17 protein-coding genes are annotated in these 22,749 nt (G+C 67.1%); 12 read left to right on the top strand and 5 right to left on the bottom strand.

The features are described 5' to 3' along the window. Positions 1-149 precede the first annotated feature (149 nt). Complete coding sequence (locus N7367_RS17310; RefSeq protein WP_111187260.1) at positions 150-1,760, top strand: hypothetical protein; 1,611 nt, start codon at positions 150-152, stop codon at positions 1,758-1,760. A gap of 26 nt (positions 1,761-1,786) precedes the next feature. Here the strand turns inward: N7367_RS17310 and N7367_RS17305 are convergent, their stop codons facing one another. Continuing rightward, complete coding sequence (locus N7367_RS17305) at positions 1,787-2,497, bottom strand: glutathione S-transferase (protein WP_065174750.1); 711 nt, start codon at positions 2,495-2,497, stop codon at positions 1,787-1,789. A 171-nt stretch (positions 2,498-2,668) separates the two neighbouring features. Between N7367_RS17305 and N7367_RS17300 the strand changes: the two genes are divergently transcribed. From N7367_RS17300 to N7367_RS17290, 3 genes are all read left to right on the top strand, one after another. Beyond that, positions 2,669-3,490 (top strand): DUF3014 domain-containing protein, encoded by an 822-nt coding sequence (locus tag N7367_RS17300; protein WP_197601387.1) that lies wholly within the window; start codon positions 2,669-2,671, stop codon positions 3,488-3,490. 191 nt (positions 3,491-3,681) lie between these two features. Further along, complete coding sequence (clpB, locus tag N7367_RS17295) at positions 3,682-6,267, top strand: ATP-dependent chaperone ClpB (RefSeq protein WP_053519389.1); 2,586 nt, start codon at positions 3,682-3,684, stop codon at positions 6,265-6,267. Between the two features lie 151 nt (positions 6,268-6,418). Continuing rightward, the gene (locus tag N7367_RS17290; RefSeq protein ID WP_053519387.1) at positions 6,419-7,705 is read left to right on the top strand and encodes an aminotransferase class V-fold PLP-dependent enzyme; all 1,287 of its coding nucleotides are present in this window, start codon (positions 6,419-6,421) and stop codon (positions 7,703-7,705) included. Positions 7,706-7,886: 181 nt separating this feature from the next. Here the strand turns inward: N7367_RS17290 and ybaL are convergent, their stop codons facing one another. Together ybaL and N7367_RS17280 are read right to left on the bottom strand one after the other, a co-directional pair. Next, positions 7,887-9,584: a YbaL family putative K(+) efflux transporter gene (gene ybaL, locus N7367_RS17285; protein ID WP_279942860.1), complete on the bottom strand. Its 1,698-nt coding sequence runs from the start codon at positions 9,582-9,584 to the stop codon at positions 7,887-7,889. A gap of 179 nt (positions 9,585-9,763) precedes the next feature. Continuing rightward, entirely contained in the window at positions 9,764-12,151 is a 2,388-nt protein-coding gene (locus N7367_RS17280) for a TonB-dependent receptor (RefSeq protein ID WP_279942859.1), read from the bottom strand. A gap of 335 nt (positions 12,152-12,486) precedes the next feature. On the opposite strand from N7367_RS17280, the gene N7367_RS17275 reads away from it, so the two are divergent. Beyond that, a complete protein-coding gene (locus tag N7367_RS17275; RefSeq protein ID WP_279942858.1) occupies positions 12,487-14,352 on the top strand; it encodes an ABC-F family ATP-binding cassette domain-containing protein in 1,866 nt (621 codons plus the stop codon). Positions 14,353-14,434: 82 nt separating this feature from the next. Here the strand turns inward: N7367_RS17275 and ampR are convergent, their stop codons facing one another. Next, positions 14,435-15,298 (bottom strand): LysR family transcriptional regulator AmpR, encoded by an 864-nt coding sequence (gene ampR / locus N7367_RS17270; protein ID WP_053519379.1) that lies wholly within the window; start codon positions 15,296-15,298, stop codon positions 14,435-14,437. A 176-nt stretch (positions 15,299-15,474) separates the two neighbouring features. Between ampR and blaL2 the strand changes: the two genes are divergently transcribed. The 3 genes from blaL2 to N7367_RS17255 all read left to right on the top strand — a co-directional run bounded on the left by blaL2 (position 15,475) and on the right by N7367_RS17255 (position 18,381). Next, positions 15,475-16,386: a L2 family extended-spectrum class A beta-lactamase gene (gene blaL2, locus N7367_RS17265; RefSeq protein WP_253120085.1), complete on the top strand. Its 912-nt coding sequence runs from the start codon at positions 15,475-15,477 to the stop codon at positions 16,384-16,386. Positions 16,387-16,470: 84 nt separating this feature from the next. Further along, on the top strand, positions 16,471-17,685 hold the full coding sequence (locus tag N7367_RS17260; protein ID WP_053519375.1) for a cation:proton antiporter: 1,215 nt from the start codon (positions 16,471-16,473) through the stop codon (positions 17,683-17,685). A gap of 48 nt (positions 17,686-17,733) precedes the next feature. Next, the gene (locus N7367_RS17255; protein ID WP_053519373.1) at positions 17,734-18,381 is read left to right on the top strand and encodes a hypothetical protein; all 648 of its coding nucleotides are present in this window, start codon (positions 17,734-17,736) and stop codon (positions 18,379-18,381) included. A gap of 85 nt (positions 18,382-18,466) precedes the next feature. Here the strand turns inward: N7367_RS17255 and N7367_RS17250 are convergent, their stop codons facing one another. Beyond that, complete coding sequence (locus tag N7367_RS17250; protein WP_279942857.1) at positions 18,467-19,204, bottom strand: DUF3011 domain-containing protein; 738 nt, start codon at positions 19,202-19,204, stop codon at positions 18,467-18,469. A gap of 158 nt (positions 19,205-19,362) precedes the next feature. Here N7367_RS17250 and aspS point away from each other — a divergent pair, with 158 nt between their 5' ends. From aspS to N7367_RS17230, 4 genes are all read left to right on the top strand, one after another. Beyond that, complete coding sequence (gene aspS, locus N7367_RS17245; protein WP_262219131.1) at positions 19,363-21,114, top strand: aspartate--tRNA ligase; 1,752 nt, start codon at positions 19,363-19,365, stop codon at positions 21,112-21,114. Between the two features lie 16 nt (positions 21,115-21,130). Beyond that, positions 21,131-21,454: a DNA primase gene (locus N7367_RS17240; protein ID WP_279942856.1), complete on the top strand. Its 324-nt coding sequence runs from the start codon at positions 21,131-21,133 to the stop codon at positions 21,452-21,454. Positions 21,455-21,485: 31 nt separating this feature from the next. Further along, positions 21,486-22,007 carry a GNAT family N-acetyltransferase gene (locus N7367_RS17235; RefSeq protein ID WP_279942855.1) on the top strand — a complete coding sequence of 174 codons (522 nt, stop codon included), beginning with the start codon at positions 21,486-21,488 and terminating at the stop codon, positions 22,005-22,007. Between the two features lie 79 nt (positions 22,008-22,086). Continuing rightward, positions 22,087-22,719, top strand: coding sequence for a thioesterase domain-containing protein (locus N7367_RS17230; protein WP_053519363.1), 633 nt, complete (start codon positions 22,087-22,089; stop codon positions 22,717-22,719). Positions 22,720-22,749 lie beyond the last annotated feature (30 nt).

The following is a 22,749-nucleotide window of genomic DNA, read 5'->3' as shown; positions in this document are numbered from 1 at the left end:
CCACCCGCACGGGCCAGCCCGGGATCTGCGATTTGCGCCCGGCCACGAGGGGCCCTGCCGTTGGCTGGAACCCATCATTCCACCGTGGAATTGGCGCGCCGGCCCCGCTGGGCCTACCATCGGCGCTCCCCACCCCCATCGCCCCTTCCATGTCCGCTCCCGCTTCCGCCGCACCGCGTCGCTGGTTCGTCGCCGGTGACTTCAATGGCTTCTTCGGCCTGGTCGTCGACAACCTCTCCATCCTCGGCTTCATCGCCATGGCGTTGGTCGGCATCTTCCAGTTTCCCGCCGACGTGGTGTTCGGCCGCATGTTTCCCGGTACCGCCTTCGGCGTGCTGATCGGCAATCTGCTGTACACGTTGATGGCGCGCCGGTTGGCGGCACGCACAGGGCGTGATGACGTCACCGCGATGCCGCTGGGGCTGGATGCACCCACCAGCATCGGCATGGCGTTGCTGGTGCTCGGTCCGGCGTTCGTCGCGTTCAAGCAGCAGGGCATGGACCCGCATGCCGCCGGCATTGCGACCTGGCAGCTGGGCATGGCGGCGCTGGTCATCATGGGCGCGCTCAAGCTGGTGCTCTCCTTCTTCGGCGAAGCCGTCACCCGCGCGCTGCCGCGTGCAGCGTTGCTCGGCTCCATCGCCGGCATCGCGCTGGTACTGATGGGCCTGCTGCCGTTGCTGGAAACCCTGCGTTCGCCACTGGTCGGCTTCACCACGTTGGGCCTGCTGCTGTATGTGCTGATCGCCAAGGGCCGGTTGCCGGTGCGCGGCCCGGGTGTGCTGCTGGCGTTCGTGTTCGGCACCGTCCTGTACTACGGCCTCGGTCTGGCGGGACTGGGGGCCCCCGGCTTCCACGTGCCGGCGTGGACGCCGCCGCAGGTGGTGCTGCCGCTGCCGACGCTGGGCTTCCTGGACGGCCTGCCCACGGCAATGACCTACCTGCCGCTGCTGTTGCCGTTCGGCCTGCTGATGGTGGTCGGTGGCATCAACGTGTCCGAGAGCGCGCGCGCGGCCGGGGATGATTACCGCACCCGCGATATCCTGCTGGTGGAAGCGGTGGCCACGCTGGTGGCCGGTGTCTGCGGCGGTGTCGCGCAGACCACCCCCTACATCGGCCAGCCTGCATACAAGCACATGGGCGCACGCAGCGGGTACACGCTGCTGACGGGCCTGTTCGTCGGCATCGGCGGCATGCTGGGCATCATTTCCGGGCTGGTGCAGTGGCTGCCGCTGGCGGTGCTGGCGCCGATCATCGTGTACGTCGCCATCGACATCACTACCCAGGCCTTCCAGGCCACACCGCGACAGCACGCCGGAGCGATGGTGTTCGGCTTCCTGCCTTCGGTGGCCTACCTGCTGGCGATCAAGGCGCCGGGCTGGATCGCACCGGACCAGCTGCCGCAGCTGCTGACCAAGCTCGATGGACACGGCCTGCCGGAACTGGCCGTGATCTTCACTCTGGGCAACGGCTTCATCATCACCTCGATGCTGTGGATTTCCGCCGTGGCCGCGATGGTTGACGGCCGTCTGCGCCGTGCCTGCGGCTTCCTGCTGGTGGCGGCTGTGCTGACCCTGTTCGGCCTGATCCACTCGGTGGATCCGCGCGGCGGCATCTACCTGCCGTGGGACCTTGAAGGCCTGGCGCGTACCATCAGCTGGCAGTTTGCAGGGGCTTACGTGGCGCTGGCACTGCTGCTGGGGCTGTTGTCGCTGCAGAAGCAGGCGGTGAAGCCGCTGGGTGATCGCGCCGATCATTGACCGGTGACGCCGGGCATGGCCCGACGCTACCGCTCTCCGTCCAGCTCGGGGTAGTGGCGGAAGATGCCGTTGGTGTTGAACGCCAATCGCCGCTCCGACGCGAGATAGGCAGCGATGTTCGGTCGCTTCGCCACCCGCTCCTGCAGTGCCCGCAGCAGGGGCAGGCGCGGCGTGAGTGCCTGCATCCGGCGCGGGAACATGTAGTCCAGCCCGCTCATCAGCTGGAACAGCGACAGATCCACGTAGGAGTGCTCGCGCAGTGCATGGCGGCCACCGTTGGCCGCCAGCACCTGCTCGAAATAGCCGAGGAACTTCGGCAGCCGCTCGCTGCGCAATGACGCCGCACGTGCGTTGGCTTCGGTCTTCTGTTCCTCGTAGTACTTCGACGCGGCAATCGGATGGTGGGTGTCGTGTACTTCAGCCACCAGGTCGGCAATGGTCAGCTGCAACTGCAGCGCCTGCATGCGCCGCGCCGCGGCCTGCGGCACCAGATCCAGGGTCGGGCCGAGAAAATCCAGGATCGCTGCGACCTGCGCGATGACCTGTCGCCCCGCCTTGAGGAACGGGGGGGCGAACGGTTGCGCGCCCTCACTGTGGCCATCGAGAAAGGGCTGCATCACGGCGTCGCCATGTATCCGCGCCATGTCGATGTAGTCGGCGCCAGCGTCTTCCAAGGCCAATCGTACGAATTCGCCACGTCCCTGGATGCCGGTCCAGTAGTACAACGCGTAGTGCATGACACGGTCTCCCCACGACAAGATGCACAGCCTCGCGCAGCGCGCGCAAAGCAGGCGTGAGCGTGCCCTGCGTGCGGCGCCAACCCCAACGGCAGCGGAACACGCGGGGAACCCTCGGGAATCGAGAGGGTCACACCTTGTCCATGCAGATGGAAAACGAGGGACTGCATCATGCAGAGTGGAAAGGCGGTATGGCCCTGGGTGCTGGGTGTGGTGGTGATCGGTGGCGCGGGCGGTTGGCTGTTCCGCGATCAGCTCAAGAGCCTGGCGGACGGTGTCCCGGTGCCGGTGCAGTCGCCCCCCGCCAGTGCTGGCGCACCGCCACAACCGAAGGCGGCCGCAGAAACCGCACCGGCGCCGCCCGCCATCCAGCATCCGCTGGACACCGAAGCCGCGGCCGATCCCGCGCTGCCGGAACTGGCCGACAGCGATATCGCGGCCTGGAGCGCATTGAGCCAGCTGTTCCAGGGGGAGGGGCCGCTCACCCTGCTGCTGCGCGATCACCTGATCCAGCGCCTGGTGACCCAGGTCGACAATCTGGACAAGCCCAGTGTTCCGCCGACCGCATTGGCCGCGCGGCCTCTGCCGGGGAGCCTGCAGGTCGAGCCGGGCGAGGGCGGGGAACGCATCGCCGCCAGCAACGCCGCGCGCTATGCGCCCTATGTGCAGGCATTCACCGCGCTGGACGCGGCGGCAACGGCTACGGCGTACAAGCGCTTCTACCCGTTGATCCAGCAGGCCTATGTCGATCTTGGGCGGCCGGAGGGCTACTTCAATGATCGCCTGGTGGCGGTGATCGACCATCTGCTGGAGACCCCGGAGCCGCAGCAGGCGCCCCTCGTTCAACGCGATGAACGGGGCCGCTACCGCTTCGTGGATCCGGATCTGCAGGCGCGCTCGATTGGCCAGAAGGCCCTGCTGCGCATGGATGTGGCGCAATCGCGGGCGGTCAAGCAGCAGCTCCGGGCGATCCGCAGCGCGATCGCGCGCTGAGCGATCGCGGGCGCGGCCCGCCATGCGTACTGATCCGGATCAACGCGCCGACCACACCCGTTCCGGCATGCTGGCCCCAGGCTGACTGGCCCCGGGGTGCAGTCGCAGCCGCCCTTGAAACCGGGTGGTGCAACCGCATCTTTCCAGCATCGCCGGCACGGGCCGGCACTGACGACCGATGAGGATTCGCAATGCGGATGGACAAGCTCACCTCGCGTTTCCAGCAGGCGCTGGCGGACGCGCAGTCGTTGGCCGTGGGCCGCGACAACAGCATCATCGAACCGGTCCACGTGTTCAGCGCACTGCTGGACCAGCAGGGCGGCAGCACGCGCCCGCTGCTGGCGCAGGCCGGTGTCAATGTACCGGTGCTGCGCGAGCGCCTGGACGAGGCGCTGGACGCGCTGCCGAAGGTGTCCGGGCAGGCCGGCAACCTGTCGATCGGCAATGATCTCAACCGCCTGCTCAACCACACCGACAAGCTGGCCCAGCAGCACGGCGATGCCTTCATCGCCAGCGAGTGGTTCGTGCTGGCGGCGCTGGAGGATGGCGGCACGCTCGGCATGGCGCTGCGCGCCGCCGGTGCCGACAAGGCGCGCCTGCAGTCGGCGATCGACAAGCTGCGCGGCGGCGAGAACGTGCAGTCGGAGAACGCCGAAGAGCAGCGTCAGGCGCTGGAGAAGTACACCATCGACCTGACCGCGCGCGCCGAGAGCGGCAAGCTGGACCCGGTGATCGGCCGTGACGAGGAAATCCGCCGCACCATCCAGGTACTGCAGCGCCGGACCAAGAACAACCCCGTGCTGATCGGGGAACCCGGCGTGGGCAAGACCGCGATCGTGGAAGGGCTGGCCCAGCGCATCATCAACGACGAAGTGCCCGAGGGCCTGCGCGGCAAGCGCGTGCTGTCACTGGACATGGGCGCGTTGATCGCCGGCGCCAAGTTCCGCGGTGAATTCGAGGAGCGACTGAAGGGCGTATTGAACGACCTGGCCAAGAACGAAGGGCAGATCATCCTGTTCATCGATGAGCTGCACACCATGGTCGGGGCCGGCAAGGCCGACGGTGCGATGGACGCCGGCAACATGCTGAAGCCGGCGCTGGCGCGCGGCGAGCTGCACTGCATCGGTGCCACCACGCTGGACGAGTACCGCAAGTACATCGAGAAGGATGCCGCACTGGAACGCCGCTTCCAGAAGGTATTCGTGGGCGAGCCTTCGGTGGAGGACACCATTGCCATCCTGCGTGGGCTGAAGGAGAAGTACGCCCTGCACCACGGCGTTGAGATCACCGACCCGGCGATCGTTGCTGCGGCCACGCTGTCCAACCGCTACATCACCGACCGCCAGCTGCCGGACAAGGCCATCGATCTGATGGACGAGGCCGCCTCGCGCCTGCGCATGGAGATCGACTCCAAGCCCGAGGAACTGGATCGGCTGGAGCGGCGCGTGATCCAGCTGAAGATCCAGCGCGAAATGCTGAAGAAGGAGAAGGACGATGCCTCGCGGCAGCGCCTTGCCGATCTGGAGAATGACATCGAGGTGCTGGAGCGCGAATTCTCCGACCTCAATGAAATCTGGAAGTCGGAGAAGGCCGCGCTGCAGGGCGCAACGAAGATCAAGGAGCAGGTGGAGCAGGCCAAGCTGGAGCTGGAAGCCGCGCAGCGCCGGCAGGATTTCGCCAGGATGAGCGAGATCCAGTATGGGCTGCTGCCCCAACTGGAAAAGCAGCTGGCGGCTGCCCAGGAAGCCGAGCACAAGGACTTCAAGCTGGTGCAGGACCGGGTGACCGATGAGGAGATCGCCGAGGTCGTGTCGCGCTGGACCGGCATCCCGGTGAACAAGATGCTCGAAGGCGAGCGCGACAAGCTGTTGCGGATGGAAGAGGTGCTGCACAACCGCGTGGTCGGCCAGGAAGAGGCGATCAGGGTGGTGTCCGACGCGGTGCGTCGCTCACGCGCGGGCCTGTCCGACCCGAACCGGCCTGCCGGCTCGTTCCTGTTCCTGGGCCCGACCGGCGTCGGCAAGACCGAACTGTGCAAGTCCCTGGCCGAATTCCTGTTCGACAGCGCCGACGCGATGATCCGCATCGACATGAGCGAGTTCATGGAGAAGCACAGCGTCGCCCGCCTGATCGGTGCACCTCCGGGCTACGTCGGCTATGAGGAAGGAGGCTACCTGACCGAAGCCGTGCGTCGCCGTCCGTACTCGCTGATCCTGCTCGACGAGGTCGAGAAGGCGCATCCGGACGTGTTCAACATCCTGCTGCAGGTGCTGGACGATGGCCGCCTGACCGATGGCCAGGGCCGCACGGTGGACTTCCGCAATACCGTCATCGTGATGACCTCGAACCTGGGCTCGCACCAGATCCAGGACATGAGCGGTGACGACAGCCCGGAGGCCTACATGCAGATGAAGGCCGCGGTGATGGGGGTGGTGCAGGCGCACTTCCGTCCGGAGTTCATCAACCGCCTCGACGATATCGTGGTGTTTCACCCGCTGGACAAGCAGCAGATCAAGCAGATCGCGCGCATCCAGATGCGCGGGCTGGAGAAGCGGCTGGCCGAGCGTGGCCTGAAGCTGGTGGTGTCCGATGCCGCGTTCGACCTGCTGGGCAATGTGGGCTTCGATCCGGTATACGGCGCACGCCCGCTGAAGCGCGCGATCCAGTCGCAGCTGGAGAATCCGCTGGCACAGAAGATCCTGTCGGGCGCCTTCGCCAACGGAGACACCATCGAGGTCGGCAACGACGGCGGTCACCTGGTGTTCGCCAAGGCCTGATGTCGGCCGGGTTCCCGCCCATGGGGGCGGGAACCTGCGGGCTGCCGGGCAGGTCCTGATAACCACAGGTTACGGGCTCATCGCCAGCGGCTCTCAGCGTGCGCGGTGGGGTCGCCTATCGTGCAGGTTTCCCCGGATGGAACCTGACGCGATGAGTGATCCGCAGTGGCAACTGGAAACCCTGGCCGTGCACGGCGGCTACCGGCCCGACCCGACCACGCGCGCAGTGGCGGTGCCCATCTACCAGACCGTGGCCTACGCCTTCGATGACACCCAGCACGGCGCCGATCTGTTCGATCTGAAGGTGCAGGGCAACATCTATACCCGCATCATGAATCCCACCACCGACGTGCTGGAGCAACGTCTGGCCGCGCTGGAAGGCGGGATCGGTGCGCTGGCGCTGGCCTCCGGGCAGGCTGCGATCACCTATGCGATCCAGACCATCGCCGAAGCAGGCGACAACATCGTCGCCGCCAGTGCGCTGTATGGCGGCAGCCTCAATCTGCTGGCGCATACGCTGCCGCAGTACGGCATCCAGGCGCGGTTCGCCGATCCGGCCGATCCGTCAGCCTTTGCTCCCCTCATCGACAGCCGTACCAAGGCGGTGTTCGTGGAGTCGATCGGCAATCCACGCGGGAATGTCACCGACATCGCCGCGATTGCCGAAGTCGCCCATGCCGCCGGCGTGCCCTTGATTGTCGACAACACGGTTGCCACGCCTTTCCTGCTGCGCCCATTCGAGCATGGCGCGGATATCGTGGTGCACTCGCTGACCAAGTACCTCGGCGGCCATGGCAACAGTCTGGGGGGAGCGATCATCGATTCGGGCCGCTTCGACTGGACGGCGCAGCCACAGCGCTTCGCCCGTCTCAACCAGCCGGACCCGAGCTATCACGGTGTGGTCTACACCGACGCCCTCGGTCCGGCCGCCTACATCGGCCGTGCGCGGGTGGTGCCGCTGCGCAATACCGGCGCGGCGCTGTCGCCGTTCAATGCGTTCCTCATCCTGCAGGGCATCGAGACCCTGGCCCTGCGCATGGAACGGATCAACGCCAACGCGCTGGCCGTGGCGCAGTATCTGAAGCAGCATCCCAAGGTGGCGTGGGTGCGCTATGCCGGCCTGCCGGATGACCCTGAGCATGCGGGCGCACAGCGTTACCTGCGTGGGCAGGGCTCAGGCGTGCTGACCTTTGGCCTTCCTGGCGGACGTGAGGCCGGTGCCCGCTTCCTGGACGCACTGAAGCTGTTCACGCGGCTGGTCAACCTGGGTGACGCCAAGTCGCTGGCCACCCATCCGGCATCCACCACCCACCGCCAGCTGGATGCCGATGAACTGGCCCGCGCCGGGGTCAGCGAAGACACGGTGCGGCTGTCGATCGGCATCGAGCACATCGGCGACCTGCAGGCCGACCTGCAGCAGGCGCTGGCCGGCGCCTGATAGCCAGGCGCTTGGTCGTCATCGCCAGTGGCGATCACCACCGCCGCCGCGATGCGCTACGGTGGAGCTGCCTCTCCAAGGCGTGGCACTGGTGTTACCTATCCCCGGTCGATGCGGGTCGACCGGGGATTTTTCATGGCAGCCGCCGGGCATGGCCCGGCGCTACGCCATCCGCCCTGCCTCACACCACCGGAATGCTGTGCTGGCCGAGATTCCGGTAGGGCGGGGTGGACATGATCATCTCCGCCAGCGAATAGGCCAGCTCGCGCTCGGCCATCACCGTGCCATCGGCGCCATGTTCCAGCAGGTGCTTCACTTCAGCATCGCTGTGTGCCCGTGCCAGCAGGGTCAGCTCGGGATTGATCGCGCGCAGTTTGGCCAGCGCTTCGCCGGCTTCCAATGGCTGCGGAATGGCCAGGACGGCGATCTTGGCGAGCTCCGGGTGGGCCTCGGCCAGCACCCGGTCGGCCGCGGCGCTGCCACGGATCGCCGCGAGGCCACTGGCATGTGCACGCTCGACATGGTCCTTGTTGTCATCGATCACCAGCACCGGTACGCCGCGGTCGCGCAGCACCTGCGCCAGCTCGCTGCCGACGCGGCCGTAGCCGATCACGATGGCGTGGTCATGCAGGTCGCGCGAGGGCCCGGTGGCTTCTTCCGGTTCCGGCGCCTGCGGCAGCTGCTCCTGCTTCGCCTGCCAGCGGTCGAGCAGGCCGAACACCAGCGGGTTGAGCATGATCGACACCAGTGCACCGGCCAGCACCAGCGACTGTCCTTCCTTCGGCAGGATCTGCAGCGAGACACCGAGGCCGGCGATGATGAAGGCGAACTCACCAATCTGCGCCAGGCTGGCCGAGATGGTCAGCGCGGTGCTGCTGGGGTGGCCGAACGCGCGCACGATGAAGAAGGCGGCGGCGGACTTGCCGAACATGATGATCAGCACCGTGGCCAGTACCTGCCACGGATGCTGCACGACGATGTTGGGGTCGAACAGCATGCCCACCGAAACGAAGAACAGCACCGCGAACGCATCGCGCAGCGGCAGCGAATCATGCGCCGCCTTGTGGCTCAGTTCCGATTCGTTGAGCAGCATCCCGGCGAAGAACGCGCCCAGTGCGAAGGACACGCCGAACAGCATGGCCGAACCGAAGGCCACGCCCAGTGCGATCGCCAGCACTGACAGGGTGAACAGCTCGCGCGAGCCGGTGCCGGCGATGCGTTCAAGGATCCAGGGAATGACCCGCCGACCGACCACCAGCATCACGGCCACGAACAGGCCAAGCTGCACGAACGTCCAGCCCAGATCGGCCAGCACGCTGCCGACGGTGTGGGTTTCCTTGGCCGCATCGGGGCCGAACACGCCGGCGAGCACCGGCATCATCACCAGTGCCAGTACGCAGGCCAGATCCTCCACGATCAGCCAGCCCACTGCGATCTTGCCGCGCATGGTCTCCAGCAGGCGGCGCTCTTCCATCGCCCGCAGCAGGACCACGGTACTGGCGGTGGCCAGCGAGAAGCCGAAGATCACCCCATGCAGTGTCGGCCAGCCCATCAACCACGCCACGCCCCAGCCAAGCAGGGTGGCCACTGCGATCTGGCCGATGGCACCCGGGATGGCGATGGCCTTGACCGCCATCAGGTCCTTCAGCGAGAAGTGCAGGCCGACGCCGAACATCAGCAGCATCACGCCCAGTTCGGCCAGCTGGTTGGCCAGCGCCTGGTCGGCGACGAACCCCGGGGTGAATGGCCCCACGCAGATGCCAGCAACCAGATACCCGACCAGGGGAGACAAGCGCAGCTTGTTGGCCAGCGCGCCGAAGATGAAGGCGAGCCCCAGGCCAACGGCGACGATGTTGATCAGGTCGGTGTCATGGTGCATCGGCACTCGCAGGGTTCGGGGAGGGGGATGTCCCGATTTTCACCCAAGCGGCCAGATGCAGCAAACCCGGCAGGTGGAACGGATGGTTTGAGCAGTACAGGGCCGATCCCTTCTGCCGGAACAGAAGGGATGCAGGTCCCACCGCGCCGCCGGGCGTGGCCCGGCGTTACCGGTGCCGCTTACCAGGTGTACCGGATACGCCCGTACACATACGCGCCGTTGAAGCCGAACGGCGAGTAGTTGCTGTACGGCAGCATGCCGAAGGTCGAGTTCTGCAGGTCCGCCGTCCGGTCCGGATACTTGTCCAGCAGATTGTCCGCGCCGACGGTCAGGGTCCAGTTGCTGCTCGGCTTGTAGCTGGCCGAGGCATCCACTACCCAGGCATCACCGTAGGTCTGGTCACGCAGCGCGGTGGCCGAATTGCGCACGGTGAACTTGCCGTAGCGTGTGGCCGCCAGGCCCAGCTCCCAATGATCCGAGCGCCAGGTGCCGCTGAGGATCGCCTTGTCGCGCGGATAGCTGTCCTCGATGCGGCCGATCTCATCGCGGCCGATCAGCGACTGCGAGATACCCAGCGTCGGGAACACCGACGGAGACCCGTTCACCCGCTTCACTTCGGTTTCGTTGTAGCTGTAGGCCGCCGTCAGCTCCAGACTGCTGGCACTGAAGGGCACGGTATAGCTGGAGACGAAGTCCACGCCCCGCGTGCGCGTGTCCAGTGCATTGGTGAAGTACGAGAAGGCCGTCACCTGCGGCAGGCCCAGCCCGCCCAGCAGCGCGGCGGCAGCCGGCGTGGTGGTGATGTTGGAGGACAGCGCGATGCGATCGTCGATGTCGATCTGGTATGCATCGACGGTCACGTACAGGCGGTCCACCGGCTGCAGCACCAGGCCCAGGCTGTAGCTGGTGGAGGTCTCGGCCTTCAGTGGCGAGGCGCCCAGCGCTTGTGCGGCCGGGCTGGTGGTGGGGAAAGTGCCGCGTTCGAAGAAGTCACCGTTGATGATGGTGCTGGTCACCGCCTGGTAGCCCTGCTGGCCCAGCGATGGCGCGCGGAAGCCACTGGACGCGGTGGCCCGCAGCGCGACCTTGTCGGTGAACGCGTAGCGTGCCGATAGTTTGCCGGAGAAGCGGTCACCGAAGTCCGAATAGTCTTCGTAGCGCCCGGTGAGGCCGGCGGAGAACTTCTCGGTCAGGTCCGCTTCCAGGCCGGCGTAGACCGCATAGTTGTGGCGGTCGGTATGCACTTCATTGGTCGGGGTGAAGCCGGCGAAGCCCTGTGCGCCGCTGCCGGTGTACGAGTTCAGCTCGCCCGGGTTCTGGTCCCACTTCTCCTTGCGGTACTCGCCACCGAAGGACAGCGTCACCGGATAGGCCAGGCCCCAGTCCAGCGACTTGGTCAGGTCGGCATTGAAGATGTCCTGCTGGTACTTCAACGTGCCGTCGTAGAACGAGCTCGGGCTGGCCGTACCCAGGCTGTAGTTGATGGTGTTGCGGGTGTGGAAATCCAGGGTGTTCTCGCCGTGGTTCAGGCTCAGGTCCCAGGTCCAGCCGCTGTCGGTGTTGCCCTTGACGCCGGCCACCAGCGAGCGGTCCTTGGAGTACTGGTTGATCTGCGGCACGAAGCCGTTGGGGTAGACCTGGGCCAGCAGGGCGCCCTGCCCACTGTGGTTGCGCGAGCGGTAGAACGCGAACGAGGTGATGTCGCGGTTGCTGAGCAACGCGCTGGCGTAGCCGGTAACGCGGTCGCTGAAGTCGAAGCTGGCGTTGGCCGAGGCGGCGGTCGCATCCACGCGCGGATCGCCGACCACGAAGGTCGTCTCGCCGATGCCAGGGAAATTGCCGGTGTTCGGTGTGCTGCCCTGGTAAGGACCGGCGCGGTTGCTTTCATCCTGCTGGCTGATCTGCCCGGCCACGTGCAGGCGGCCACGGCCGCTGCCGAACTCCACGCCGGTATCGCCGGAGAGCTGGTACTTGTTGCCATCGCCGGCCGAATACTGGCCGTAGTCGACGGCCAGGCTGCCGCCGCTGCCGCTGCCCTTGAGCACGATGTTGATGACGCCGGCGATGGCGTCCGAGCCGTACTGCGCCGAAGCGCCATCGCGCAGCACTTCAACGCGCTCGATGGCGGCGATCGGAATCGCATTGATGTCCACCGCCGACGAGCCGCGGCCGATGCTGCCGTTGACGTTGATCATGGCGGAGGTGTGGCGGCGCTTGCCGTTGACCAGCACCAGCACCTGGTCCGGTGACAGGCCACGCAGCTGCGCCGGTCGCACGCCGCTGGTGCCGTCGGTCAGGGCCGGGCGCGGGAAGTTCAGAGAGGGCAGGGCACGCGACAGCGCGGTGGCCAGTTCGCTGGTGCCGGTGGACTGCAGAACCTCGGGGGTGATGATGTCGATCGGGGACTGCGATTCGGCGACCGTGCGGTCGGCCACGCGGGTACCGGTGACGATCACGGTGTCCAGTGTGTTGGCGGCAGTACCGCTCTGCTGGGCGGCGGCGAGGAACGGAGAGCCACCGAGTGCGACAGCGACGGCGGCGGCGATCAGGCTGGTCTTGCGGGTCATCGGGACGGAACTCCGGTTGGCGGGGACGGCACCGGTATCGACATCACGAGGTGAAGCGGACGACGGTTGTTGCGGTGCGCAAAATAGGAATTAACGGGATATTCAGTGCCTGTCAAATGCCGGCCATCGGAAAAAACGTTGCAGCAGCAACCATTTAGCCGCGATGGGCATCATCATGAGAGGGGCCCGGGACACGTGCGGTGAGGACGTGGGAGAGAGGAAACGCCAGCCGCTGCGCATCCCGGGGCGCGTCAAGTATTCGTTAACGCTAGAATTGCGTCGCAGGAACAGTGCTCACCAGCACATTCCATCCGGTTATATGGACCCCTCCCCCGATGATTTCGCTTCGTAATTTCGCCTTGCGCCGCGGCGAGCGGCTGCTGTTGTCCAACGTCGACCTGACCCTGCATGCCGGTTACCGGGTGGGCGTGGTCGGCCGCAACGGTGCCGGCAAGTCCAGCCTGTTCGCGGCGGTGAAGGGCGAACTGGAGGCCGACAAGGGCGACGTCGACCTGCCCGGCAAGGTCCGCATTGCCAGCGTGGCCCAGGAAACCCCGTCGCTGCCGGATCCGGCGTTGAGCTTCGTGCTCGGTGGCGATACGGAAGTGGCCGCCGTGCTGGCCGAAGAGGCCGATGCGACCGCCCGTGAAGACTGGGAAGCGGTGGCCAATGCCCATACCCGGATGGCCGAGATGGGCGCCTATGACGCCGAAGCACGTGCCGGCAAGCTGCTGCACGGCCTCGGATTCCCGGCCGAGACCCACCACCGCGCGGTGTCCTCCTTCTCCGGTGGCTGGCGCGTGCGCCTGAACCTGGCCCGCGCGCTGATGATGCCCAGCGACCTGCTGCTGCTCGACGAACCGACCAACCACCTCGATCTGGATGCGGTGTACTGGCTGGAACAGTGGCTGCTGAAGTATCCCGGCACGCTGCTGCTGATCTCGCATGACCGCGAGTTCCTCGACAACGTTGCCACCCACACCCTGCACCTGCATGGGGGTGGCGCCAAGCTGTACCCGGGCGGCTACACCGATTTCGAGCGCCAACGTGCCGAGCAGCTGCGCCAGCAGCAGATCGCGCACGAGAAGGAACAGGCCGAGCGGGCCCATCTGCAGAGCTTCATCGACCGCTTCAAGGCGCAGGCCAGCAAGGCCGCGCAGGCGCAGAGCCGCATGAAGCGTCTGGCCAAGCTGGCCGGTACCGAGGCCGTGCGTGCCGAGCGCGAGTTCCGTATCGAGTTCGCACCGCCCGCCAAACTGCCGTTCTCGCTGATCCGCCTGAATCATGTCGAGGCGGGCTATGGCCAGGACGCCGTGATCCTGTACAACGTCGGCTTTGGTCTGGAAGCGGGACAGCGTATCGGCCTGCTCGGCCCCAACGGCGCCGGCAAGACCACCCTGGTGAAGACCCTGGTGGGCGAGCTGGCACCGATTGCCGGAGAGCGCATGGCCCATCCGGACCTGAAGATCGGCTACTTCGCACAGCACACGGTCGAGTCGCTGCACGAAGGCCAGTCGCCGATGGAGCATTTCCGCGAGATCGCGCCGGATGCGCCGAACCAGTCGTTCCGCGATTTTCTCGGCAAGTGGAATTTCCCGGGTGATCGTGCATTCGAGCCGGTCGATGGCTTCTCCGGTGGTGAGCGTGCGCGCCTGGCGCTGGCGCTGATCGCCTGGCAGCAGCCGAACGTGCTGCTGCTGGACGAACCGACCAACCACCTGGACCTGGAAATGCGCGAGGCGCTGGCCGAAGCGCTGGCAACCTTCGAAGGCGCGATCGTGATGGTCTCCCATGATCGCCACCTGATCGGCCTGGTCTGCGATACCTACTGGCGCGTGGCCGATGGCGTGGTCGAGCCGTTCGACGGAGATCTCGACGCCTACGCTGCGTGGCTGCGCACCCGTCCGCAGGCGCAGGGCACCAAGGCGCGCATGGAGCAGGTGGAAGAGCCGGTGGTGGTCAAGACCGCACCGGTTGCGCAGGTCGTGCAGAAGAAGCCGGTGAATCCGCACAAGCTGGCCGCGGCGGAAGCCAAGGTGGCCGAGCTGGAAGCCGGCCTGGCTGAACTGGACCGTCAACTGGCGGACCCGGCCAACTATGCCGACAGCACCCGCATGGCCGTGCTGGGCCGTGATCGCGAAACGGCCGCTGCGCAGCTGGAAAAGGCTGAAGCTGCCTGGATGGAGCTGCTGGAGTCCTGATGGAGGGCGCCGGGCCATGCCCGGTGGTGTTCCCGATGCACTGCGCTCGCCGGGCATGGCCCGGCGCTACCGCTCGCGCGCGTCAGCCCTGCGCCTGCAACCATTCCCGGAAGCGTCGTGCAGGCTCACGCTCGGCGCGTGAGCGCAGCCTCGTCAGCCAGTAGCGGCCCAGTTCCAGCGTCGTGGCGAACGGCTGCAGCAGCCGTCCTTCCGCCAGTTCCTGTTCGAACATGCGCAGCGGCAGCAGGGCCACGCCGGCCCCTCCGGCAGCGGCCATGGCCAAGGTCAGCGACGAATCGAATACCGGCCCGCGCGCCTCCACGCCGCTGACCCCGGCCGCCTGCAGCCAGCGCGGCCATTCGTCATTGCGATAGGAGCGCAGCAGCGGCAGCGTGCCCAGATCACGCGGCTGTTTCAGCCGGCGTGCCAGGGCGGGGGCGCACAGCGGTGCGAACGGCGCATCCAGGATCGCCGTGCAGGCCTGCCCCTGCCAGTCGCCCTCACCGAAGCGGATGGCCAGGTCCAGGCCTTCGCCGGCAAGATCGATGCGGTTGTTGTGCGTCTGCACGCGAAGCTCGATATCCGGATGCGTGGCCTCGAACGCGGCCAGGCGTGGCAGCAGCCAGCCGGTGGCGAAGGTACCCACCACGCCCAGCGTCAGCACTTCGCGGGCCGCTCCCCCCGTGTAGCGCGCGATGCTGGCCGAGATGCGCTCGAACGCTTCGTTGAGCACCGGGAACAGCGCGGCGCCTTCATCGGTGAGGGCGACGCCGCGAGGCAGGCGATGGAACAGGCGGATCCCCAGCCGGTCCTCCAGCCCCCGGATCTGATGGCTCAACGCGGCCTGGCTGACGCACAGCTCAAGCGCGGCGCGGGTGAAGTTCTGGTGGCGGGCCGCTGCTTCGAAGGCGCGCAGGGCGTTGAGCGGCAGAGTCGGATGCAGCATCGGAAAGCCGTGAGCTGAAATGATGACTGATCGTAGCGGGATCCGGATGGTTCGTGGAATCTCCGTTGAATGCCCTTCTTAGGCATGAATGAAATTGATGGCACGTGCTGAAAAAACGCGCTGGTCAGGCGCGGCAGGGGCTTTCGATAATCGGGTTCACTTCCCGGAGGTCCTGCATGTTGCCCCGTCGACGATTCCTTCAGTTCAGTACTTCAGCAGTGGTGACTTCACTGGCTCTGCCGCTGATCGCCCGTGCTGCCGGCAGGGGCGTTGGCACGTCGGCGGCGGCCGGCGCGATCGCCGCCGCCACGGACTTTGCCGCCCTGGAAAAGGCCTGCGCGGGCCGGCTTGGCGTGACCGTGCTGGATACCGCCAGCGGTCGCCGCATCGGCCATCGCCAGGATGAGCGGTTCCCGCTGTGCAGCACGTTCAAGACGGTGCTGGCGGCCACGGTGCTGGACCAGTCACGGCGCGTGCCCGGGCTGCTGGACAGGCGCGTGCCGGTGCGCGAGGCCGACCTGCTTTCGCATGCGCCGGTGGCGCGCCGCCACGCCGGCAAGGATCTGACCGTACGCGACCTGTGCCGGGCAACGATCATCACCAGCGACAACACGGCGGCCAATCTGTTGTTCGACGTGGTGGGGGGGCCGCCCGCCGTGACGGCCTTCCTGCGCGCTCAGGGCGACAGCGTGACCCGCAGCGATCGTCTCGAGCCGGAACTGAACAGCTTCGCCGAGGGTGATCCACGTGACACCACCACGCCGGCGGCGATGGCCGCGACCCTGCAGCGGCTGGTGCTGGGCGATGCGCTGGCGCCGGGCGCGCGCCAGCAACTGGCCGACTGGCTGATCGACAACGAAACCGGCGATGCGTGCCTGCGCGCAGGGCTGGGCGCGCGCTGGCGGGTGGGCGACAAGACCGGCAGCAATGGCGAGGATGCACGCAATGACACCGCCGTGTTGTGGCCCATGGGGGGAGGGGCACCCTGGGTGATTACGGCCTACCTGCAGGCTGCGGACATCAGCAACGATCAACGCGCCAGCGTGCTGGCGCAGGTTGGACGCATCGCGGACAGGCTGATCGGCTGACGCCCGCCCGTCTCCGGGCCGGGCTTGCTCCGAGGGTCGTGCGCGCGCATCCTGCGCGCGTTCGAAACCACACGGAAGTCCCCCATGAGTCATGAGTTGATCTACCTGCTGCTGATCTTCGCGCTGCTGGTGATCCCGCGCGCGCTGCAGCGCTTCAGCCTGCCCGCACCGCTCACCTGCCTGCTGTTCGGGATCATCGGCATGCTCTGGCTCGGGGACCAGGCGCACGACGCGGTGATCGGGCTGCTGGCCACGCTCGGCATCTCGTCCCTGTTCCTGTTCGCAGGTCTGGAGGTCGATCTGCAGGCGTTGCGCCGTGGCATGTGGCCCCTGCTGGCGCATCTTGTGGTGCGCAGCGCCACCCTGTTCGGCGTCGGCTGGCTGGCCTGGCGCTACGCCGGCCTGCCGTGGCAGGCCGCGGGCCTGCTGGCCCTGGCACTGCTGACGCCCTCCACGGGTTTCATCATGGATTCGCTGTCGCGGCTGGGTCTGAGCGAGGACGAGCGGTTCTGGGTGACCAGCAAGGCCATCGCCGGTGAGCTGCTGGCGCTGGCGGCACTGTTCATCGTGCTGCAGGCCGGCGATCCGGGTCACATGGCCCTGTCCAGCCTGGCCCTGCTGGCGATGATGGTCGGCCTGCCGCTGCTGTTCATCGCGCTGGGTCGCTGGGTGGCGCCGCACGCGCCCGGTTCGGAGTTTTCGCTGCTGGTCATGGTCGGCATGGTCGCTGCCTACATCACCTACCTGCTGGGGGTGTATTACCTGGTGGGCGCCTTCATCGCAGGCCTGGTCGCACGGCTGCTGCACCAGCGCATGCCGCTGCTGGCCTCGCACGAGAACCTGCATGCACTGCGGCTGTTCGCATCGTTCTTCGTGCCGTTCTACTTCTTCAATGCCGGCACCAAGGTTCCGGCCGAGGCATTGAGCTTTGAAGCGCTGGGACTGGGCATCGTGATCACCCTGGTGGTGCTGCCGCTGCGTATCGGCGTGGTCTGGCTGCAACGCCGGCTGATGTTCGGTGAGAGTTTCCGCAGCAGCCTGCGCGTGTCGCTGGCGCTGGCGCCGACGTTGATCTTCACCCTGGTCCTGGCCGCGATCATGCGTGAGCGGTTCCAGATTCCGGCGGTGCTGTTCGGCGCATTGCTGCTGTACGCGGCGCTGACCACCCTGCTGCCCTCGCTGGTGTTCCGCACGCCCTTCGATGTCGACCCAGTCGAGCAGGAGCCGGACGGGGCGGGCGAGGCCGCACCCGTGGCGGCAACCGAGACCCTGGCGGAGGGCGTGGACACGGGGCGTTGAACGGGTGAGTGGTTTGCGCAGGCCGGCCATGGTCGTTAGGGTTGGGGCATGAAACTGCCTGCCCTCGTCACTGCTTCTGCCGCCCTGCTCACGCTCGCAGCCTGCTCACAGCCCTCGCATACGGTCGCCCACGACGTGGCGACGGCCCCGGCCGACGCCTTCATGGCTGCGATCGCCGCTCACTGCGGCCAGGCGTACGAGGGCAAAGTGGTGGAGGACACGCCGGCACCGACCGGCAAGGACCCCTTCGCCGGGCAGCGGCTGGTCATGCACGTGCGGGGCTGTGCCGATCCCGGGCATGAGCTGCGCATCCCCTTCCATGTCGGCGATGATCATTCGCGGACCTGGGTCCTGACCCGCACCGAAAGCGGGCTGCGGCTCAAGCACGATCACCGGCATGCCGACGGCAGCCCTGATGCGATCACCCTGTATGGCGGCGACAGCCGTCCGCCGGGTACCGCCGAACGCCAGCAGTTCCCGGCCGATGCCGATTCGGTGGCCATGTTCCGCCGCGCCGACATGCTGGCGTCTACCCACAACGTGTGGGCGATGGAGATCGAGCCGGACCAGCGCTTCGTCTACGAGCTGACCCGTCCCGAAGGCCGCCGCTTCCGCGTGCAGTTCGACCTGAGCAAGCCGGTGGCGTTGCCGCCGGCACCGTGGGGCGACGAGGCCCCGCCGGCAACCGCACCGTAGCGCTCGAATCGCGCCTGGCAGCGCCGGGCCATCCCCGGCGAGCGCGGCGGCGGCGATGCCGCCGCACGCCCGCAGGTTCGTTCGCTCAGCGCGTGCCGAAGCGGGCCCGGCAGCCGTTGCTCACCCAGACCTGGCCCCGCGAATAGCCCCAGCTGCGGCCCTCCTGACAGGCGCTGCCCGACAACTGCTGCTGCAGCACCGGCCGGCCCTGACGCTCGTCCCAGTCACAGTTCTGGACGCGGTTGTTGTTGCTGCTGCAGGTGATGGAGTAATTGCTGTTGCCGCCGCCGCCCCAGCCGCCGTTGCCGCCGCCCCAGCCACCGCGGGCTTCAGCGAACTCGGCGCGGCAGCCATTGCTGACCCACACCGCGCCATTGCGCACGCCCCAGGTGCGGCCTTCCTGGCAGGGACTGCCGGACAACTGGCGGACCAGGCGGGCATTGCGCCATCCGACCGGACAGCTGCGTTCACGGTTGTTCTGGCTTTCGCAGCGGATGGTGTCGCCGTTGTTGCCCCCCCAGCCGCCATTGCCACCGCCCCAACCGCCGCGACCCTCGACGAATTCGGCACGGCAGCCGTTGTTGACCCAGATGCTGCCGTTGCGGCTGCCCCAGGTACGGCCTTCCTGGCAGGCCGAGCCGGACAGCTGGCGTACCAGCTGCGCGCTGCGCCAGCCGGTAGCGCAGACCCGTTCGCGGTTGTTCTGGCTTTCGCAGCGGATGACGCCGTTCTGCGCGGCGGCGGGGGCGGGGGAGAGGGTGAGCCCGGCGAGGGCGCCCAGGCTGAGGGTGACGGCCAGGCTGGCCAGGGACAGCGTTTTCATGGCGAATCCCCATACGGTGTGTGGTGCGCGACTATAAGGACGGAACGGATAAAGCCCGTGTGACTGCCCCGCATTTGCCCCGGCCGGGGCCTCGGCCGCAGAATACGGGGCTTTCCGGCCCCATCGGGTGCCGGCGTTCTCCAGCGGAGCTTTCCCCCATGCGTACCCACTTCTGCGGCCTGGTCGACGAGACCCTGATTGGCCAGACTGTCACCCTCGCCGGCTGGACCGACGTGGCCCGTAACCAGGGCGGCGTCTGCTTCATCGATCTGCGCGATCATGAAGGCATCGTGCAGGTGACGGTCGAGGTCGACAACGCCGAAGTGTTCGCGGTCGCGGCCAGCCTGGGCTACGAGGATGTGCTGCAGGTGGAAGGCGTGGTGCGTGCCCGCCACGCGGTGAACGACAAGATGGCGACCGGCAGGGTGGAAGTGATCGCCACGGCCATTACCGTGCTGAACAAGGCGGCGCCGCTGCCGTTCCACGCTCACGAGAATCCGGGCGAAGATACCCGCCTGAAGTACCGCTACCTGGACCTGCGCCGCCCGGAAATGCAGCGCATGCAGCGCACCCGCATCAAGCTGGTGCAGGCGCTGCGCCGTCACCTGGATGCGCGTGGCTTCCAGGACATCGAAACCCCGATCCTGACCAAGGCCACCCCGGAGGGCGCGCGCGACTTCCTGGTGCCGGCGCGCATGCATCCGGGCGAGTTCTACGCTCTGCCGCAAAGCCCGCAGCTGTTCAAGCAGATCCTGATGGTGGCCGGCTTCGACCGTTACTACCAGATCGCGCGCTGCTTCCGCGATGAAGCGCTGCGTGCCGACCGCCAGCTGGAATTCACCCAGCTGGACATGGAGTTCGCCTTCGTGCGCGAGCGCGACGTGCAGGATTTCGTCGAAGAGATGATCCGCGCCATCTTCAAGGAAGTGGTGGACGTCGACCTGGATGCCAGCTTCCCGCGCATGACCTGGGCCGAAGCGATGCGCCGCTATGGGTCGGACAAGCCGGACCTGCGCATCGCACTGGAACTGGTGGACGTGGCCGAGCTGGTCAAGGGCAGTGAGTTCCCGGTGTTCACCGGCCCGGCCAACGACGCCGATGGCCGCGTCGCCGCGCTGCGCATCCCCGGTGGCGCAGCGTTGAGCCGCAAGCAGATCGATGAGTACGCTGCGCACGCCGCCAAGTACGGCGCCAAGGGCCTGGCGTACATCAAGATCGCCGACAGCGGCGAGGTCAGCTCGCCGATCCAGAAGTTCTTCAGCGAAGACGCCTTCGCCGCGCTGGTTGCCCACGTCGGCGCCGGCAAGGGTGACATCGTGTTCTTCGGTGCCGGTGGCTACAACAAGGTCTCCGACTTCATGGGCGCACTGCGCCTGAAGGCCGGCAAGGACTTCGGGCTGGTCGCCGATGGCTGGCGCCCGTTGTGGGTCACCGATTTCCCGATGTTCGAATGGGACGACGAGGCGCAGCGCTATGTCGCCCTGCATCACCCCTTCACCGCACCGGCCGTGGACGATATCGCCGACCTGCGCGCCAATGCCCGTACTGCGGTCTCGCGCGGCTACGACATGGTGCTCAACGGCAATGAAATCGGCGGCGGCTCGATCCGTATCCATCGCCCGGACATGCAGAGCGCGGTGTTCGAGCTGCTCGGCATCGGTGCCGAAGAAGCGCGTGCGAAGTTCGGTTTCCTGCTCGATGCGCTGAACTACGGCGCGCCGCCGCACGGCGGCATCGCATTCGGCATCGACCGCATCGCCGCGCTGATGGCCGGTACCGAGTCGATCCGCGACGTCATCCCGTTCCCGAAGACCACCGGTGCACAGGATCTGATGACCGACGCGCCGTCGCCGATCGTCGACGAGCAGCTGGCCGAAGTGCACATCCAGGTTCGCCCCAAGAAAAACTGATCAGGAGATCCAGGCAATGACCGAGTTTGCGTTTTCGCTGGAGTGGGAAAAGCTGGGCAATGAAGGCTCCGAGGCCAACCTGGTCACCGAGCGGGCACGCGTGTTCGGTGGTTGGCTGGTCCGCGTCGGTACCAACCCGGCGGCGATGGCCCTGACCTTCGTCGCCGACGGCGAAGGCCGCTGGGACGGTGAAGACTTCGGCGTCGAGGATTACGAAGACGACGAAGAGGAAGAAGAGTACGACGAGGACGAGGACGGCGAAGAAGAGGACGAGGACGAAGAGGAGTACGAGGAAGAGGACGAGGAAGACGAAGACGCGGAATCGCCTGAAAAGGCTTGACCCGCCCTTCGCGCTGACGTCAACTTCCTGCATGTACTCGATCCGCCGCGCCACCGTGGACGACGCGCCGACCTTGTCGGCGCTGGCCGCACGCACGTTCACCGAGACCTTCGGCCACCTGTATCCGCCGCAGGACCTGCAGGCGTTCCTGCAGGACTCCTACACGGTCGAGCGCCAGCGCACGATCCTGGCTCACCCGGATTACGCCGTGTGGTTGCTGGAGCGGGAAGGGGAGGCGGTCGGTCATGCCGCCGCCGGCCCCTGTGGCCTGCCCCATCCGGACGTGAAAGCGGGGGATGGCGAGCTCAAGCGCCTGTACCTGGTCAAGTCGCAGCAGAGTTGTGGCTGGGGCAGCCGCCTGCTGGAAACCGCGCTGGCGTGGCTGGAGCGCGACGGCCCGAGGACACTGTGGCTGGGCGTGTGGTCGGAGAACTTCGGCGCACAGCGCTTCTACGCCCGTTACGGCTTCGAGAAGGCCGGGCAGTACCTGTTCCCGGTCGGCCAGACCAACGATCTGGAGTTCATCCTGCGCCGCGCGCCGCGAACGGCCTGAGCGCGTTCACCGCCGCTTTCTGCCGGCCTGTGTTCAATCACCTCACGTTTTCGCCCCGCTGATCGCCAGGCTGTTGCACATGACACCCCCCGTACTGCTGCTCCATGGCATCTGGAACGCCCGCGCCTGGGTAGGGCCGCTGGCGTGGCGCCTGCGCGCGCGCGGGTTCCGGGTGCAGACCTTTGGCTATTCCTCCGTGTTCGGCGGCCCGGATGTAGCGGTCCCTCAGCTGTTGGAGCGTCTGGCCGATGCCGGACCGCTGTCGCTGGTCGGCCACAGCCTTGGCGGGCTGCTGGCGCTGGAGGCACTGCGCCGGCAACCGCAGCTGCAGGTACAGCGCGTGGTCTGCCTTGGCTCGCCGCTGCGCGGCAGCGGTACCGCGCGTTCGCTGTCCGAGCATGGCTGGGGCCTGGCCTTGGGCCGCAGCAGCGAACTGCTGCTTGACGGCCTGCCCGACTGGCAGGGCACGGCCGCGGTCGGCCTGATCGCCGGTTCGGTGCCGCATGGGCTGGGCAGCCTGCTCGGCGCGATCGACGATGCCTCCGACGGCACGGTGGCGCTGGCGGAAACCCGCCTGCCGGGTCTGGCCGATCATTGCGTGGTGCGTACCAGCCACAGCGGCCTGGTGGTTTCGCCCGATGCGGCACGGCAGACCGCGCACTTCCTGCGCCACGGCCGGTTCGATCACAGCCGCGACGCTGCGGCCGCGTAGGCGCCCGGTCGATGCGCACCGTCCGCCGGG

This window comes from Stenotrophomonas sp. GD04145, from assembly GCF_029835135.1.
In the GTDB taxonomy this organism is placed as follows: Bacteria; Pseudomonadota; Gammaproteobacteria; order Xanthomonadales; family Xanthomonadaceae; genus Stenotrophomonas; species Stenotrophomonas maltophilia_P.
Note: the sequence above shows the minus strand (reverse complement) of the source record. Positions and strands in the feature narration are given on the sequence as shown.

Excerpts from the sequence above, each read along its gene's own strand:
- N7367_RS17290 (WP_053519387.1), top strand. The coding sequence starts at position 6,419 with ATGAGTGATCCGCAGTGGCAACTGGAAACCCTGGCCGTGCACGGCGGC.
- N7367_RS17250 (WP_279942857.1), bottom strand. The coding sequence starts at position 19,204 with ATGAAAACGCTGTCCCTGGCCAGCCTGGCCGTCACCCTCAGCCTGGGC.
- clpB (WP_053519389.1), top strand. The coding sequence starts at position 3,682 with ATGCGGATGGACAAGCTCACCTCGCGTTTCCAGCAGGCGCTGGCGGAC.
- aspS (WP_262219131.1), top strand. The coding sequence starts at position 19,363 with ATGCGTACCCACTTCTGCGGCCTGGTCGACGAGACCCTGATTGGCCAG.
- N7367_RS17305 (WP_065174750.1), bottom strand. The coding sequence starts at position 2,497 with ATGCACTACGCGTTGTACTACTGGACCGGCATCCAGGGACGTGGCGAA.
- N7367_RS17240 (WP_279942856.1), top strand. The coding sequence starts at position 21,131 with ATGACCGAGTTTGCGTTTTCGCTGGAGTGGGAAAAGCTGGGCAATGAA.
- N7367_RS17255 (WP_053519373.1), top strand. The coding sequence starts at position 17,734 with ATGAAACTGCCTGCCCTCGTCACTGCTTCTGCCGCCCTGCTCACGCTC.
- ampR (WP_053519379.1), bottom strand. The coding sequence starts at position 15,298 with ATGCTGCATCCGACTCTGCCGCTCAACGCCCTGCGCGCCTTCGAAGCA.
- N7367_RS17280 (WP_279942859.1), bottom strand. The coding sequence starts at position 12,151 with ATGACCCGCAAGACCAGCCTGATCGCCGCCGCCGTCGCTGTCGCACTC.
- ybaL (WP_279942860.1), bottom strand. The coding sequence starts at position 9,584 with ATGCACCATGACACCGACCTGATCAACATCGTCGCCGTTGGCCTGGGG.
- blaL2 (WP_253120085.1), top strand. The coding sequence starts at position 15,475 with ATGTTGCCCCGTCGACGATTCCTTCAGTTCAGTACTTCAGCAGTGGTG.
- N7367_RS17310 (WP_111187260.1), top strand. The coding sequence starts at position 150 with ATGTCCGCTCCCGCTTCCGCCGCACCGCGTCGCTGGTTCGTCGCCGGT.
- N7367_RS17235 (WP_279942855.1), top strand. The coding sequence starts at position 21,486 with ATGTACTCGATCCGCCGCGCCACCGTGGACGACGCGCCGACCTTGTCG.
- N7367_RS17275 (WP_279942858.1), top strand. The coding sequence starts at position 12,487 with ATGATTTCGCTTCGTAATTTCGCCTTGCGCCGCGGCGAGCGGCTGCTG.
- N7367_RS17260 (WP_053519375.1), top strand. The coding sequence starts at position 16,471 with ATGAGTCATGAGTTGATCTACCTGCTGCTGATCTTCGCGCTGCTGGTG.
- N7367_RS17230 (WP_053519363.1), top strand. The coding sequence starts at position 22,087 with ATGACACCCCCCGTACTGCTGCTCCATGGCATCTGGAACGCCCGCGCC.
- N7367_RS17300 (WP_197601387.1), top strand. The coding sequence starts at position 2,669 with ATGCAGAGTGGAAAGGCGGTATGGCCCTGGGTGCTGGGTGTGGTGGTG.